This window comes from bacterium, assembly GCA_036504735.1.
Taxonomy (GTDB): domain Bacteria; phylum Electryoneota; class RPQS01; order RPQS01; family RPQS01; genus DASXUQ01.
The window spans coordinates 329,876-344,979 of the sequence record DASXUQ010000005.1; the positions used below are offsets into that span (position 1 = coordinate 329,876).

Consider the following 15,104-nt stretch of genomic DNA (forward strand, 5'->3'; position numbering starts at 1 on the left):
TTGATAGAGAAGGTTTTACATTGTCACGAACAGCCTTATCCCAGCGGAATTGCCTATGAAAGTCGCCTTCGTTTTTTTTGCCCTGCTCGCCGCCCTCACTCTGGCGACAGCCCAGGAAGCAACTGATCCTGCCTTTGAACCACCCATGAGCCAGCCGGGTTCTGATTCCCAAGTGCGTTGGAATGGCACTCTTGGCATGGTTATCATGAACGGCAAGGTCTATCAGCAATTTGGTCTTCGACCGGACATCCCTTTCGGTAAGTTTGGAGTAGGGCTCGATCTGACCTTTCGCTTTGATGCCGACGGCAATTTCAAAAAGGATGAATGGAATACGGGCCGCGCTTATGTGGAAAAGATCTACTACGTCCGTTATGGCCAGCCCGGCGATCCATTCTATGCACGCGCGGGAGCACTCGACAATGTGACTCTCGGCTACGGCATGATCATGCGCCGCTACTCGAACACGATTCAGTATCCTGAGGTTAAGCGAATCGGCTTCTACACCGAAGGCGGTGTTGATGGTTACAGTTGGCAAGCTATGCTGAACAGCGTCAGCGAACTGGATCAACCCGGCCTGATGGCCGCACGCTTAAGCTACGATACAGGCTTGCAAGGCCTCACCGTCGGCGCGACCGTTGCCCATGATGGCAATCAGTTTGCCGGTCTGACGGACAAGGATCACGACGGTGTTCCCGACCGGCTGGACCTCTTTCCCAACCGCAACGATTTCCGGATTCGCGACCAACTGCTCTCGTCATTCCACAATGATACGACCACCCGCGATTACCTGATCGATAACGGCTTTTTGCCCGATTTCCGGAAGGCACCCGTCAGCTATAATGACATCAAGGAATCGGTGACGGAGTTCGGCGCGGACGCGGGCTTCCCACTTGTAAAAGGCAGCAAGTTTTCCGTCTGGACCTATGCGCAGATTGCCAAGATCGCCCGCCACGGCTGGGGCTGGTCTTTCCCCGGGGCTCGCATGCAGGTTGGCCCGCTCACTCTCAGCGGCGAGTACCGCCAGTATGGCAAGGAATTCCGCGGGGAGTTCTTCAATTTCACCTATGAACTCGAGCGCGCGCAGCTTCAGGGCGATTCCCTGTTCATCACCAAGGAAAAGGCCCTGAACAATCTCGGGTCGGCCAAGGGATTCTTCGGCGATGCCCTGATATCCATCCAGACCTTCGGCTATCTGTACGGCTGGTATGAGGACATGCACGGCGCGCAGTACCACGACGGCAAAACACTTTACGGCGAACTCGGCGTCACACCGCCGCAGGTTACCCGCATGCAAAAGCTTACCGGCTATTACATGCAGCCCAACGTGCATACCCTACTGAACCGCGTGACCGAAGGCACCATTTACGGTGCCAAACTCTACTTCGCCTTAGCGCGCAACGTCAGCCTGGTGTATGACCATCGCATCACCTACTATAACGGGCAAAATCACCGCACTGTCCGAGTCGAGACTATGGTCTCCTTCTGAGCGGCATTGTTCCCAGAAACGCAAAAACCCGAAACCTGATACGGTTTCGGGTTTTCTTATCCCCAGTGCCCGAGGAGTTCAGTCGCGCTCGAGCAGAAATCGCAGCAGCTTTTCCATCTTCTCCACCGCTTGCCCCCGGTGGGAGATGCGGTTCTTCTCCTCGAGGTCAATCTCGGCCATGGTCCGACCGGACGGCAACACAAAAACCGGATCGTAGCCAAACCCTTTGGTGCCTCGCCTCTCCCGGCCGATGTTTCCTTCCACCTTGCCCTCCACGCAAAAGAGGCTGTCTGGAGTCTTCAGACAGATCACCGTCCGAAACTGCGCCTGCCTCTTTTCCGCAGGAATCCCTTCCATTTCAGAAATCAACTTCACACAGTTGGACTCGTAAGTCGCGCCCGGACCGGAATATCGAGCCGAGTAAACACCCGGCGCGCCGTCCAGTGCGTCCACTTCAAGCCCGGTGTCATCCGCCAGAGCCCAAAGTCCCGTCTGCTGCGCTACCTGATTGGCCTTCTTGATCGCGTTGCCATACAAATCGGGCTGGTCTTCGATGACCTCCTCTACAAAAGGAAAATCCGCCAAACTCAAGACAGCTAACGGGAGGGCTCTTAGCTTTTCTTGAATCTCGCGGAATTTATCCCGATTCCTCGTGGCAATCACGAGGGAATCTTTAATCTTATCCAAAGATTTTGGCGCTATTGCACTTACAGATCTTCATCATCTTCGTGACTTGCTTAATGTTGCCGCCACTATTGATGAATTCCTTGACTTTGGTCGCCTGCGGAATCTCGTCACAGACCGGGCAATGCTGGGCGCCTGCGCCCTTCATACGGTCTACTTTGTCCGCAAATGTTTGTTTCTTTGCCACTTAACTGATCCTTAAAGACGATTGATGATTGTGTTGGAATCCTGCAAGATAGGGACTTACTCTCCCTTTGTCAAGTCCCAACACAAACGACGTCTGCTGCCCCCAAGGGCAGCAGATGGTTTCCCCTTACTCTGCGCAGCGCTTCAGCGCTACTTGCTCGCACCCGTCAGATGGAAATTCTCCTGCTGCAAGTCGGGCTTGGATGCAGGAGGCTTCGTCGAGTCCTTCTTGGCATCCGCCATCGTCTTGCCATCTTCAGACACCAGTTTAGGTGTCGAAGCCTGCAGTTCATTCGCTGGGGCTGAAACCTGATTCGGCACAACCGGCACTGCTTTGCCAGCCGCCGAAGCCCCCGCAATCGAAGAGCTACCCGTAACCGCCGAATTCGGAGATTTCACATTCAAGTCAAATGCAAAGAAAGCGATAGCCAAAGCCGTAGCGAACCCAAGGCCTGCACCCGCCCAGCCCAGCGTCCAATTGCGCACCGAACTTGGAGCCCGCACCCCCGCCTCTTCCGCCGCCAACTTCCGTTGCAACCGATATTCGAACTTCGGCGAACAATGTACGGTGGGCAAACTCCTCAACATAGATCTGACCATAAGCAGATCCGGCGAGACCCCGTCTTCACCCTCTGACGACCCAATCACGGACTTAGGCATCAGTTTTCCCTGGTTTTCCACCTTCAGACTCCTCAAGCATCAAGAATTTTAGCCTCTTCTGCAATCGGCTACGCCCTCTGTTGACTCTGGATTTTACAGTTCCGAGCGGCACATTCAGAATTTGGCTGATTTCCTCGTACGACAAATCCTGAATGTCGCGCAAAAGTACTGCCTCCTTGAAATGATAAGGAAGCGCGTTGATTTCCTTGAGAATTATTTCACTCTTCAGCGCACCGTCTACATCGCGCTCAATGTCCGAAGAGGTGTCCACCAGATCGTAATCCTTCTCATCCTCGCCTTTCGAACTGATCGAGAAGAAGTTTCGCACTTTTCTCCGCCTCAGCTCCGTCTTTGCCAGGTTTGACGCGATGGTGTAGATCCAAGTCGAGAACTTCGCGACTTGGTGGTACCGATGTCTATTACGATAGACCCGCAGGAAAGTTTCCTGAACGATGTCCTCGCTAAAGAACGCGTCGCCCAGCAGGCGCACAACAAAATTGAATAAAGGATCGCGATAACGCCGAACAATCTCCTCGAATGCTGACACGTCACCGTTCTGGAATGCCAGAATCAGATCTTCATCGGTCGGCGATCCGACAGAATTTTCCATCATCGACTATCCTGTTAACTCTTGATCTAAAAAACGGGTTCCTTAAAAGATCCAAAAATCAGGCCGCAAACCGCCACAACCACTCGAAGTAGTAATATGGATCCTGCGACTCCGATTTAGCGCGAACTTCTACGTCCAAAAGCCCGGTAATCGCCTGACGTATCCGGGGCTCGTCAAGCTTCTGTGCCGTCTGCCTGTAAGCGTCTTTTTTAAAGATTTGCCTGCCGAAGATGGCGTCATAAGCCTGCCGCGCCTCTTCGGTTCTTTCCCATGTACTCGGCTTCTTTAGAATACCCTTCACCTGCCAAAGTTTCAGCACCATGCCCCGGTGAAAAGCCACCAGCCTCAGCAAGGCCTCTCCCCCATCGAGCAACGAGCGCGCAATGCGGTGCGCCTGCTCAGGCCGGCGGGCCATCAGTGCGTCTTCAAGATTATAGACCGTATATTCCGAGGAGACACCCGAAACCTTCATCAGCACCTGCACGCTGATCTCTTTCTCCTCGCCCACATACAAAATTGCGTGGTTCAATTTCGCCGCCAGATCGGACAAATTCTTCAGCGACGTTTCCACCACGTATCGCAGGGCATCCTCCTCAATCTTCTTCCCCTGCCGCTGCACGAACTTTTCCGCCCATGCCGCGCGGTCGCCTTCTCGCAGATCCCGGAACTCCACATCGGTCACATGACTCGAGGCCAGCAAGCCTGCCAGTCGTGTCTCGCGGCTGTCTCCTCCTAAGACCACTATCAGCGTGGTAGTCGCCGATGGCCGCGCCGCATAGCGCGTCAGGGCATCCGCTACATCCTGTTTGATCTCCCCGGAAGACTCCCACAACACGACCCGCCGCTCACTGAGCAGGGGCAATGTAGTCACCGCATTCCAGAGCGTACCGCCATCCGCATCCGAGCCACGGAACTCGGTAAAGTCGAACGCGGCCGCATCGGGAGTCACGATCTTCGACAGATACTCCTCTTGAGCTTCGCGCAGCAAGAACTCCTCGCTGCCCCGCAGGACAACGATCTCGAAGTGCTTGCCTTTGCGTACGTCCCTGAGAAACTCCGTCGCGGTCATTGTGCAGTTACCCCGTTCTGCCGGTATGCCGGCAGCCGGCACGCCGCTACGAAATCCACAAACAATTTCTGCTGGAGCGCGTAACAACTGGCAAGCCGCTCCGGATGCCACTGCACGGCAACCAGATACGGGTGGCCGCGGTGCTCCATCGCCTCTGCCACGCCTTCTTCCGAACGCCCCACCACCCGCAGCGGCGGCGCAGGTTTGTCCACTCCCTGATGATGGTGACTGTTGACCCTCAGAAGGGTCTCGCCGAACACCCGCGACAGCCGGCAGCTTTCCTCCAGCCGTACTTCATGCGTCGGGTTGCTGGACGGCACACGCTGCGCGTGATGCGCGACGCCTGCCTGAGTCGGAATATCCTGAATCAAGGTGCCGCCGAGTGCCACGTTGATCACCTGAAACCCACGGCAGATGGCAAGAATCGGCTTGCCGGTCTCCACGAACAGCCTGAACAGGTGAAATTCGAACTTGTCGCGGGCCTCGGCAACCTCCGTCGCGTCGTGGACATCCTGTCCGTACAGCGACGGATTTACATCCTCGCCTCCGGTGAACAGCAAGCCATCCAGTCTTTGGGCAAGCTGGCGCATCGCCTCCGGATCATCCGTATGCGACAGCAGCACCGGAATTCCACCGGCCTCTTCAACGCGCCTCGGATAGTTCTGATCAATGTACAGAATCTCCGCCGTGCGGCAGAACGGGCGCAGATCCGACGGACCGGCATATCCGGGCGACACCCCGATCATCGGCCGCGCGCTGCTCAAATGTGGAATCCTGTCTTTAATGCAAACAGCACCAGGGCCGATGCGAACAACAAATACCACGCAAACGGCTGAATCACGCGCCGCTGCAACAGCTTCATCAGGATCCAAATCGCCAAATAGCTGACGATCATGGAGACCACCGTTCCCACTATCGTGGCCGTTCCGTCCGGTCCCATAACTCCGGCAAGGTCATGCCGCTGCAGAAAGATGGCGCCGAGAATCGCGGGAATCGCAATCAGGAACGAGAAATTGGCCGCCGCCTTCGGATGCAGTCCGCACAGCATGCCCATCACCAGCGTAGCTCCGGAGCGCGACACGCCCGGCAGAATCGCCACTCCTTGAAACAGACCAATCAGCAGCGCATCCGGAATAGTGATGTCCCGCAATTGTTTGGAACCCTGCATCATCTTGCTGACGCCAAACAACAGCCCGGCAGTCAACAGCCAGAACATCCCCACCGCCGCCGGAGATTCGAATTGAGTCTCTACAAAGTCCTTGTATCCAAGACCGATCAGCGCCGTGGGGATCGAGGCCACGATAATCAGTCCCAGCAACCGCCGGCTGCCCGGTTCGCGCGATGGCGCAAAGACCGAGATGGCCAGCTCGATAATCTGTTTGCGAAAGAACGCGAGAATCGCGATCAGAGATCCTACATGCAGCAGTACGTCGAAGGTCAACATGGGCTGTGTCAGCCCGAGCAGATATTGAAACACCGCGAGGTGTCCCGAACTGGACACCGGCAGAAACTCCGTCAGTCCCTGAATAATCCCCAGCAGTACGGCGTCGGGTAAAGTCATCCGGCTCCCCTATTTCACGACCCGCAACCCGCCGTCCTCATACCGCACGACGCGAGCCGCTGTGTTCTCATGTCCCTTTTGAAAATCTACAATCACCGAGATGCCGGTCATCCGGGGGGCTTCCGTCAGGGCTCGGGCAATATCCATCCGCGTGCGCGGCGCTCCGGAGATCACCTGGCCAAGAAACCGTCCCGCATCCAATCCCAACAATGACCACTCATTGACCACCGCGCCCGTCTGTTGATAGGACACGAGGAAGCCGGATGTATCCAGCGCCTCGGGCATCAGCGGCAACACAATGTACATGCCGTTCGTCACGGTTTCCCGCCGCTCCAGCACATCCAGATCTACCCAACTGCTGTTGCCCAGCAAAACCGTCTTGGGAGCCAGTGTCGGAAGTTGCTTGGCAAACCCCTCCACATGTTCAGGAGTCAGCGCGAAGAAGAATCCCTCGCGTGCCCGGACGGAATCTCCATGCAGCGTGTCGGCTTGTCCCGCATACAAGACTTCGCCGCCTTGCGAGCTGCCGAACATTTGAGCGCGCTCCTCCGGCGAAAGCGCCGAATTCAGCCGTGTGCCGCCCAGCGCCTTCCGCGCCGTGTCTGCAAACATCGCATCAATGCCCGGACGGATCGCCATCGCGTCCGGCGGATACCACTGCTGAACCTCGAGCGCGCCGCCGGCCTTCACAAAGCCGGATTTGAACCCATCCGCCAGCGCGCGACCGCGCGCATCCAGCGGCGTGTAAACCATGGCGCCACTCAGTCCGAGGAACCGTGCCGCGAAATCGCCGAGCGTTCTCCCTTGAGTCTCGCCGCTGGGCAGAAATTCGAAAAACTGATTACTGAGCGGCGTCATCGAGCGCGAATCGCCCGTCAGCTTAAGCACCGGCATCCGGTGCTGCGAAGACAGGATGGCCACCACCGCGGCCGCGCCTTCATCTCCGGCAAAGACGATCAGCCGCCTCGATTCCTGCTGCATCAGTGTGTCGCACGCTGCCCGGACTTCGTAAGCCGACCCGCACTTCACCACATCGAATCCGAGCGTCGAATCGCTGTGCGCCACTCCGAAGCGCACCCCACGTTCTATCAGCGCCGCCGCCGAATCGCCTTCCCATGAGAACGCCAGCAGCAGCACAACACCACTGCGCGTCGGAGAAGCAACGGTGTCCGCCGCCCGCACCGTACGGCAGGCCGCGCCGATCACAAACACACTTAGCAGCGCCGTAAAAAACCGAAAAAACCTGAACGCCCTATTCAACGGTCACACTCTTGGCAAGATTTCGCGGCTGATCGACGTCACAGCCGCGCAGCACGGCGATGTAGTACGCCAGCAACTGCAGCGGAATCACACTGAGCAGCGGCGTCAGCAACGGGTGCGTCTGTGGCACGAAGATCACCTGATCGGCCCGCGACGGCACCGCCGTATCCCCTTCCGTGGCAATCGCCAGCACCCGCCCGCCCCGTGCCCGGACCTCTTCGATATTGGACAGCACCTTCTCATAACTGCCGTCCTTGAGCGCAATGAACACCACTGGCATGTCTTCGTCGATCAGTGCAATCGGCCCATGCTTCATCTCCGCCGCGGGATAGCCTTCCGCGTGGATATAGGAAATTTCCTTCAGCTTCAATGCGCCTTCCAGCGCCACCGGGAAGTTCACACCGCGGCCCAGATACAGAAAATTGCGGTGATCTTTGAAATCGTGGGCAATCGTCTCGATGGTCTCGCGGCTGGCGAGAATCCGGCTGATCTTCTGCGGCAGCGCCGTGAGTTCCTTCAGCAACTCGCGACCTTCGCCCGCTCCAATCCGCCGCGTCCGCGCCAGGCTCAGTGCCAGCATAAACAGCACCGTAATCTGCGAGGTGAATGCCTTCGTGGACGCCACGCCGATTTCCGGTCCCGCATGCAGATAAACTCCCGCATGGGTTTCCCGCGCAATGCTTGAACCGACGACATTGCAGATTCCGAAAACCTTGGCGCCATGGCGCTTGGCTTCGCGGATCGCGCCCAGCGTGTCCTGCGTCTCACCGGACTGTGAAATCGCCAGCACAATCGTGCCCGGCTCGATAATCGGCGAACGGTAGCGGAATTCCGACGCATATTCCACTTCACAGGGAATTCCCGCCAACTCCTCAATCAGGTACTCACCCACCAGCCCGGCATGCCAGCTTGTGCCGCAGGCCACGAGGATGATCCGCTTCGCGCTCTGAAACTCATCCATGTAGGCGTTCAGGCCGCCGAACTTTACCGTCCCCTCATCCAACAGCACGCGCCCGCGCATCGAGTCTGCCACCGTGTTCGGCTGCTCGCAGATCTCCTTGAGCATGAAATGCGGGTAGCCGCCTTTTTCGATGGCCTTGATGTCGTACGTGATCTGCTCGAGCTTGCGGTTGACCGGAATGTCGGCCAGCGTGCGGTGCTCGACGCCGTCGGTCGTCAGCGTGGCAATCTCGCCGTCTTCCATATAGGTCACGTCGCGCGTGTAATGCAGAAAAGCCGCCACGTCCGACGCCACGAAATTCTCTCCCTCGCCATGGCCGATGATCATCGGCGAACCCATTCGGGCAGCCACAATGCGTCCCGGCTCCCGGGCCGAGACAATCGCCAGACCGTACGTTCCCTGCACCAAAGACAACGCTTGCCGCACCGCGCTGGTCAAATCCCCTTCGTAAAACTGGCGAACCAGATGGGCGATCACTTCAGTGTCGGTATCGGTCCTGAACACGTGCCCGTTCTTCGTCAGCTCTTTGCGCAGGGCAAGATAGTTCTCGATGATGCCGTTGTGGACGAGTACAATGGTCTCGTCATCATCCGTGTGCGGATGCGCATTGTTTCGATTCGGAACGCCGTGCGTCGCCCAGCGCGTGTGCCCAATGCCCGCGGTGCCGCTCAGATGCAGGTCCAGCACCTTCTGCTCGAGGTGTGCAACCTTGCCCGCGTCCTTTTCGATGGCCAGATGATGATCGGTGAACACCGCAACGCCTGCGGAGTCATAGCCCCGGTACTCCATCCGCTTGAGCGCGCCGAACAGAACGGGAACCACTTCTCTGTTGCCAACATATCCGATAATTCCGCACATGTTTTCCGCTCTCCGTCATTTCACTTGCGTCCGCCAGAATTCGATTCCCGCCACTTACTCCCACTCCACCGTAGCCGGCGGCTTGGAGGTGATATCATACGTCACGCGATTGATCCCCCGCACTTCGTTGGCGATGCGGCTCGCCGCGCGTGACAACAAGTCGTAAGGAAGCCGCGTAAAGTCCGCGGTCATAAAATCGTCCGTGTCCACGGCGCGCAGCACGCAGGCGTTTGCGTAGGTTCGCATGTCGCCCATCACGCCCACCGCCTTCACCGGAAGCAGCACCACGAAGGCCTGCCGCGTCTTGCGGTACCAGTCCGCGCGCCGCAATTCGCTGATAAAAATCGCATCGGCCTCGCGCAGCAGATCGCAGCGCTCCCGTGTGACCTCGCCCAGCACTCGCACGGCCAAACCCGGCCCCGGGAAGGGATGACGGTGCAGGATCGTATCCGGCAACCCCAGCAGCCGGCCCACCTCGCGCACTTCATCCTTGAACAGTTCCCGCAGCGGCTCGATCAACTTGAGATGCAGCGTATCCGGCAAACCACCTACGTTGTGGTGCGACTTGATCGTCGCCGAAGGTCCGCGCACCGACACGCTCTCGATCACATCCGGATAGATCGTTCCCTGCGCCAGAAACTGCACGCCATCGAGATCCTTCGCTTCCCGCTGGAACACGTCAATGAAGGTTTTGCCAATGATCTTCCGCTTGCGCTCCGGCTCGGTGACGCCTTTCAATTCACGGAAGAACTCCTCGGACGCATCCACCACGCGCACCTGAATGTGCTCGTGACCGGCCAGCAGTTCTTCGATCTCCTCGCGCTCGCCTTTGCGGCCCAGCCCCGTATCCACATACAGGCTGATAAGCTGCTTGCCGATAGCCTTGCCGACCAGCGCCGCCACCACCGTGGAATCCAGTCCGCCCGACGTCGCGCAAATCACCCGTGACGCGCCGACCGCCGTGCGGATCTCCTTCACCGCCTGCTCGACAAACGATTCCATGGACCAGCCGCCCGCGCAGCCGCACACGTTCACCGCAAAGTTGCGCAGCAGATCCGCGCCGCGCGGAGTGTGCGTCACTTCGGGATGGAACTGCACGCCGAACACCGGACGCTCGCGGTGCGCCACCGCAGCGACGATTCCTGCGCCGCTGCCCGCGATCTGCACCAGCGGTTCGCGCACATCGGAAATATGGTCGCCGTGATTCATCCACACGGCCATCGAGTCGCCCAGTCCGCGCCACACGCCGCCGTCGCCCTGCAACGCAATCGTCGCGGGTCCGTATTCACCCTGCGCTCCGGGCGAAACCGGTGACCCGAAGTGCTGCCCAATGAGCTGCATGCCGTAGCAGATGCCCAGCACCGGAATGCCGCCGTTCAATAATTCGGGGTCCGGATGCGGCGAGCCTTCCTCGATCACGCTCGACGGACCGCCGGAAAGCACGATGCCTTTGGTCTCCGCCGTCAGCACGTCTTCGCGCTTGGCGTTGAAGGGGAGAATCTCACAATAGATGCCGAATTCGCGCAGACGGCGCGCAATAAGCTGAGTGGTCTGGCCGCCGAAATCGAGAACCACGATGCGCTCGGAGTGTTTCACGCCTGCACTCCGGTTTTCAGATCAAGCGGCCACGCCTGCAATTCTTTCATAAACTCGTAATGGGTAAAATCCAGCCGGATGGGCGTCACCGTCACATAACCTTCGTGCAGCGCCGTACCGTCGGTTTCCGTTTCGGTGAGCGGCACCTTGTCCCCATCCATCCAATAGTAGGTTCTGCCGCGCGGATCGGCCCGCTTCAAGAAGGTCTCCTGAAACCGCGCCCGCCCCTGCCGCACCACGCGAATGCCCTTGATTTCACACAGCGGCAGCGCCGGCACGTTCACATTCAAAAAGGTATCCGGCGGCAAAGCATTCCGGGTGAGCACTTCTGCCATATGTCGCGCAACGGTCCCCGCGTCGCCGAATTCCCGGGAGGTAAACGACGACAGTGAAACGGCAATCGAGGGGATGTCGTTGATCGTGCCTTCCGTTGCCGCGGACACCGTGCCGGAATAAATTACGGAGATCCCTGTATTCTCGCCGCGATTGATTCCCGAAATCACCATATCGGGCCGTTCAGGCATTAATTCGGTCAGCGCCAACTTCACGCAGTCGGCGGGAAATCCGCTGATCGCCCATGTGTGGTCCGCGCCATCAAGTTTCCACGGAAACAGCCGGATCGGATCGGCCAGCGTGATCGCATGCCCCACCGCCGACTGCTCGCGGTCCGGCGCGACCACCCAGATTTCTCCAAAACCCTGTAGGGCTTTCACCAGCGCGTGCAATCCCGGAGACTGAATTCCGTCATCGTTCGACAGCAGAACTCTCACGCGTTTTCCGCCTTGCCGGTCATGAAGAAACTCAAAATGGTAATGAGCGTGGGCCGGATGTCGCCGCGCGATACAATGCGGTCCAGGAAGCCCTTATCCAGCAGGAACTCGCTGCGCTGAAATCCCGGCGGCAGATCCTGTCCAATCGTCTGTTTGATCACGCGCGGTCCGGCAAAACCGATCAGCGCTCCCGGCTCGGCAAGATTGACGTCGCCCAGCATTGAAAAGCTCGCGGTCGTTCCGCCCGTCGTCGGATTGGTCAGAATCGAAATGTACGGCAACCCCGCGTCGGAAAGCTCCACCAGCTTTACGCTGGTCTTCGCCATCTGCATCAGCGAGATCATCCCTTCCTGCATTCGCATACCGCCGGAGCGCGAAATCACGATCAACCCGCGCTTCTCGGCAATCGCCTTGTCCACCGCGCGCGCCAGCTTTTCGCCCACCACGCTGCCCACGCTGCCGCCCATGAACACGAACTCCATGATCGCCAGCACCGCGGGAATCTCTCCTACCGTACAGGTGCCGATGGTCACCGCTTCATTCTTGCCGGTCTTCTTGGTCGACGCGGTCAGACGGTCGCTGTATTTCATCTGGTCGCGGAAACCGAGAGGATCCATCGACTTCAAATCATGCTCGAATTCCTGCCAGCTCCCTTCGTCGGCGATGATGCCGATGTATTTGTCGCTGGGCATAGGAAAATGGAAATTGCATTTCGGACAGACCAGCAGCCGCTTTTCCAGTTCGCGATTGAAGACGATTTCGCCGCAGCTCTCGCACTTCACCCAAAGATTGTCGGAGGTCGTCGTTTTCTTGTTGGGCTGTGGCACCACGCCCGTGCGATCCCGCTTAAACCATTCCAGAGCCATGCGGCTATTTCTCCTCTGTTTTCGACCCGGTCTCTCCGGCCATCACCTCGTCCGTCACTGGGGCGGCAATCTCCGGCATCGCACAATGCATCACCAGAGCGTCCTCGCCGTCACCATAATATTTCTTCCGCACCGACAGCGGCTTGAATCCGAACCGCTCATACAGCGCCTGCGCCGGGGTATTGGTCACGCGCACTTCCAGAAACATGTCGCGCATTCCCTGCTTCTGCCCTTCGGCAACCAGGTACGACAGCAGTTTCGATCCTACGCCCTTGCGGTGCATCTCCTCGGCCACGGCCACATTCAGAATATGAATCTCGTCGATCACCCACTGCGTAATGATGTAGCCGACCACATGGCCATCCACCATCGCCACCCAGTTGTTCGGCGAAAAACTCATGATCTCCAGAAAGCTCGCAGCGGACCACGGGTCCTTGTAGACGGCCTTCTCGATCTTCAGAATAGCCGCAAAATGATCGGGCGTCAGCGTTACGAGCGTAATGTCAGGCTTTGAGTTGTCCATGGATTTCCCGGAAGCGATCAAGAATATCCACTACCTGTTTGATTTCCCGCACGTCATGAACTCGTACCACGTCCGCGCCGTAGAGCGCCGCTATGGCCACTGCCGCTGCGGTTGAATACTGCCGCTGATCGGGCGGCAGGTGATTGAATTCTCCGGTAAACGCTTTGCGCGACGGTCCCGCCAGCACGCCCGCCGCCAGGGTCCGGAAACCGTCCAACCCGCCCAGCAAACGGTAGTTCTGCTCAAACGTTTTGCCGAAACCGATGCCCGGATCTACAAGGATTCTCGAGCGCGGAATTCCTGCTTGTAGGGCGATGCGCACGCCGTCCGCAAGGTAGTCTTCGATTTCACCGAACAGATCGCCGTACTGAGTATCCTGCTGCATCACCTTGGGCATGCCCCGCATGTGCATCAGCACGACCCCGGCGTTTTGCGCGGCGCACACTTCGGGCAACTCCACGTCGCCATGAAAGCCGCTGACGTCATTGACAATCGACGCTCCCGCCTGTAGACACTCCGCGGCAACCTTCGCATAGGTCGTATCCACTGACAGCGGCACAGTCACCTTCCCGCGCAGCTTCTCAAATACCGGAATCAGCCGCCGCAACTGCTCGTCCGCATCCACCGCATCGCTTCCGGGGCGTGTGGACTCCGCTCCAAGATCCAGAAGATCCGCGCCATCCTGTATCAGTTGCAACGCATGGTCCGCCGCGCTCTGCGCATCGAAGAAACGTCCGCCATCCGAAAAGGAATCAGGCGTCACGTTCACGATGCCCATCAGCAGGGTTCGCTTGCCGAGCAGGAATTCTCCTCCCCGGTATTCCCACACCCGTGCGGTGGTGGCCTCAGCTTCCATTCATCAGGTGCAGTGCTTCCAGCCGCGTCGCTTCCTTGCCCATGGCACCGCGCACCGCCGACGTAATCGTCCAGCTTCCGTGCACCTTTTCGCCGCGCATCATCAAACACAAGTGCTGTGCGCGCACAACCACAAACACGCCCATCGGTCCCAGCTTATGCATCAGCGCGTCGGCCAGCCCCGTCGTCATGGTTTCCTGAAGCTGTGGACGCTGCGCGAAAATCCGCACGATGCGCGCCAGCGACGAGAAACCCGTGACCATGGCATCCTTGGGAATGTAGGCAATCGACACGAATCCCCAGAAGGGCAGCAGATGGTGCTCGCACATGGAATAAAACGGGATGTCGCGATGGATAATCATCTCATGGTGCTCGGCCGGAAACAGCTTTAATTCCATTTCCGGGTCCTTGCCCAAACCAGAGAAGACCTCTTCGTACATTTCCGCGACACGGCGCGGCGTTTCAACCAGCCCAAGGCGTGTCGGATCCTCGCCGATGCCTTCCAGCATCAACCGGACACCGGCCTCAATTTTGTTTCGGTCTACCAAAGCTGTCCACCGGCAAAGGTTTAAGGTTGAAACGCACAATTTCTTCCTGCCCGGCACGCAGGTCCACCTTCACGTTGGCGGGGCCGTCAGGCACGTAGCCGTACTTCGTCACCGTAATCAGGTGCGGACCCACCGGGATATGATCCAGGCGCGAGTTCGTATGCAACTCCGTGGGCGATCCGTTCAGCACAATGGTCGCCCCCGGCACGTTGGAAATCACCTGAATGCTGCCCGTACGGTCGCGCATCAAAATAATCAGTAGTGTGACCGCAAGAAACGCCAGCACGACGAGGAGCACCAGGCGGTTGCGCACGCGCCGCTGTCCCGCTTCCAGTTCCTCCATGTCCACGGGAATCTGACTTTCCCGCTCCCGGATCTCGTCGTCGGTCAGCCACTCGACCTCGCCGTCCTCGTTTTCGACGCGCTGATAGCCGCCCCGTGACAGGTAGTAGGCTTCAATTTCCTCTTCAATAATCCGCCGCCGGTCCTCCGGCATCCCCGCGGAACCGTGCTGCATCCGCGCCGGTCCGGCTCCGCGCATCTGCTCGCGGCTCTCCAGTTCCTTGCGGATCAGGTGACGAAGTTCTTCTTCTTCCCGATGGTCCATGAAG

At 58.4% G+C, this 15,104-nt stretch carries 17 protein-coding genes; 1 reads left to right on the forward strand and 16 read right to left on the reverse strand.

Annotated features, from left to right (window positions below; all coding sequences use genetic code 11):
• The first annotated feature begins 55 nt into the window (after positions 1 to 55).
• Positions 56 to 1,486, forward strand: a complete 1,431-nt coding sequence (locus VGL38_03270; GenBank protein HEY3294437.1) for a hypothetical protein — start codon at positions 56 to 58, stop codon at positions 1,484 to 1,486.
• Positions 1,487 to 1,564: 78 nt separating this feature from the next.
• Here the strand turns inward: VGL38_03270 and rdgB are convergent, their stop codons facing one another.
• The 16 genes from rdgB to VGL38_03350 all read right to left on the reverse strand — a co-directional run bounded on the left by rdgB (position 1,565) and on the right by VGL38_03350 (position 15,100).
• Positions 1,565 to 2,164, reverse strand: coding sequence for an RdgB/HAM1 family non-canonical purine NTP pyrophosphatase (gene rdgB / locus VGL38_03275; GenBank protein ID HEY3294438.1), 600 nt, complete (start codon positions 2,162 to 2,164; stop codon positions 1,565 to 1,567).
• Between the two features lies 1 nt (position 2,165).
• Positions 2,166 to 2,357, reverse strand: a complete 192-nt coding sequence (locus VGL38_03280) for a hypothetical protein (protein HEY3294439.1) — start codon at positions 2,355 to 2,357, stop codon at positions 2,166 to 2,168.
• A 149-nt stretch (positions 2,358 to 2,506) separates the two neighbouring features.
• Positions 2,507 to 2,956 (reverse strand): hypothetical protein, encoded by a 450-nt coding sequence (locus VGL38_03285; GenBank protein HEY3294440.1) that lies wholly within the window; start codon positions 2,954 to 2,956, stop codon positions 2,507 to 2,509.
• A gap of 52 nt (positions 2,957 to 3,008) precedes the next feature.
• Positions 3,009 to 3,629 carry a sigma-70 family RNA polymerase sigma factor gene (locus VGL38_03290; GenBank protein ID HEY3294441.1) on the reverse strand — a complete coding sequence of 207 codons (621 nt, stop codon included), beginning with the start codon at positions 3,627 to 3,629 and terminating at the stop codon, positions 3,009 to 3,011.
• Positions 3,630 to 3,684: 55 nt separating this feature from the next.
• Positions 3,685 to 4,695 carry a DNA polymerase III subunit delta gene (gene holA, locus VGL38_03295; GenBank protein HEY3294442.1) on the reverse strand — a complete coding sequence of 337 codons (1,011 nt, stop codon included), beginning with the start codon at positions 4,693 to 4,695 and terminating at the stop codon, positions 3,685 to 3,687.
• Positions 4,692 to 5,459, reverse strand: a complete 768-nt coding sequence (locus VGL38_03300; GenBank protein HEY3294443.1) for a gamma-glutamyl-gamma-aminobutyrate hydrolase family protein — start codon at positions 5,457 to 5,459, stop codon at positions 4,692 to 4,694. The genes holA and VGL38_03300 overlap by 4 nt, the downstream gene beginning before the upstream one ends.
• Entirely contained in the window at positions 5,456 to 6,256 is an 801-nt protein-coding gene (locus VGL38_03305) for an undecaprenyl-diphosphate phosphatase (protein ID HEY3294444.1), read from the reverse strand. The genes VGL38_03300 and VGL38_03305 overlap by 4 nt, the downstream gene beginning before the upstream one ends.
• Before the next feature lie 9 nt (positions 6,257 to 6,265).
• On the reverse strand, positions 6,266 to 7,468 hold the full coding sequence (locus tag VGL38_03310) for an ABC transporter substrate-binding protein (GenBank protein ID HEY3294445.1): 1,203 nt from the start codon (positions 7,466 to 7,468) through the stop codon (positions 6,266 to 6,268).
• 40 nt (positions 7,469 to 7,508) lie between these two features.
• On the reverse strand, positions 7,509 to 9,335 hold the full coding sequence (gene glmS / locus VGL38_03315) for a glutamine--fructose-6-phosphate transaminase (isomerizing) (protein ID HEY3294446.1): 1,827 nt from the start codon (positions 9,333 to 9,335) through the stop codon (positions 7,509 to 7,511).
• Positions 9,336 to 9,389: 54 nt separating this feature from the next.
• On the reverse strand, positions 9,390 to 10,931 hold the full coding sequence (gene guaA / locus VGL38_03320; protein HEY3294447.1) for a glutamine-hydrolyzing GMP synthase: 1,542 nt from the start codon (positions 10,929 to 10,931) through the stop codon (positions 9,390 to 9,392).
• Positions 10,928 to 11,701, reverse strand: coding sequence for a 5'/3'-nucleotidase SurE (gene surE / locus VGL38_03325; protein HEY3294448.1), 774 nt, complete (start codon positions 11,699 to 11,701; stop codon positions 10,928 to 10,930). Before surE ends, guaA begins: the two co-directional genes overlap by 4 nt.
• Positions 11,698 to 12,567: an acetyl-CoA carboxylase, carboxyltransferase subunit beta gene (gene accD / locus VGL38_03330; protein HEY3294449.1), complete on the reverse strand. Its 870-nt coding sequence runs from the start codon at positions 12,565 to 12,567 to the stop codon at positions 11,698 to 11,700. The genes surE and accD overlap by 4 nt, the downstream gene beginning before the upstream one ends.
• 4 nt (positions 12,568 to 12,571) lie before the next feature.
• Positions 12,572 to 13,090, reverse strand: a complete 519-nt coding sequence (rimI, locus tag VGL38_03335; GenBank protein ID HEY3294450.1) for a ribosomal protein S18-alanine N-acetyltransferase — start codon at positions 13,088 to 13,090, stop codon at positions 12,572 to 12,574.
• Positions 13,071 to 13,946: a dihydropteroate synthase gene (gene folP / locus VGL38_03340; GenBank protein ID HEY3294451.1), complete on the reverse strand. Its 876-nt coding sequence runs from the start codon at positions 13,944 to 13,946 to the stop codon at positions 13,071 to 13,073. Before folP ends, rimI begins: the two co-directional genes overlap by 20 nt.
• A complete protein-coding gene (folE, locus tag VGL38_03345) occupies positions 13,936 to 14,493 on the reverse strand; it encodes a GTP cyclohydrolase I FolE (GenBank protein HEY3294452.1) in 558 nt (185 codons plus the stop codon). Before folE ends, folP begins: the two co-directional genes overlap by 11 nt.
• Entirely contained in the window at positions 14,471 to 15,100 is a 630-nt protein-coding gene (locus VGL38_03350; protein HEY3294453.1) for a PEGA domain-containing protein, read from the reverse strand. The genes folE and VGL38_03350 overlap by 23 nt, the downstream gene beginning before the upstream one ends.
• Between the last annotated feature and the right edge of the window lie 4 nt (positions 15,101 to 15,104).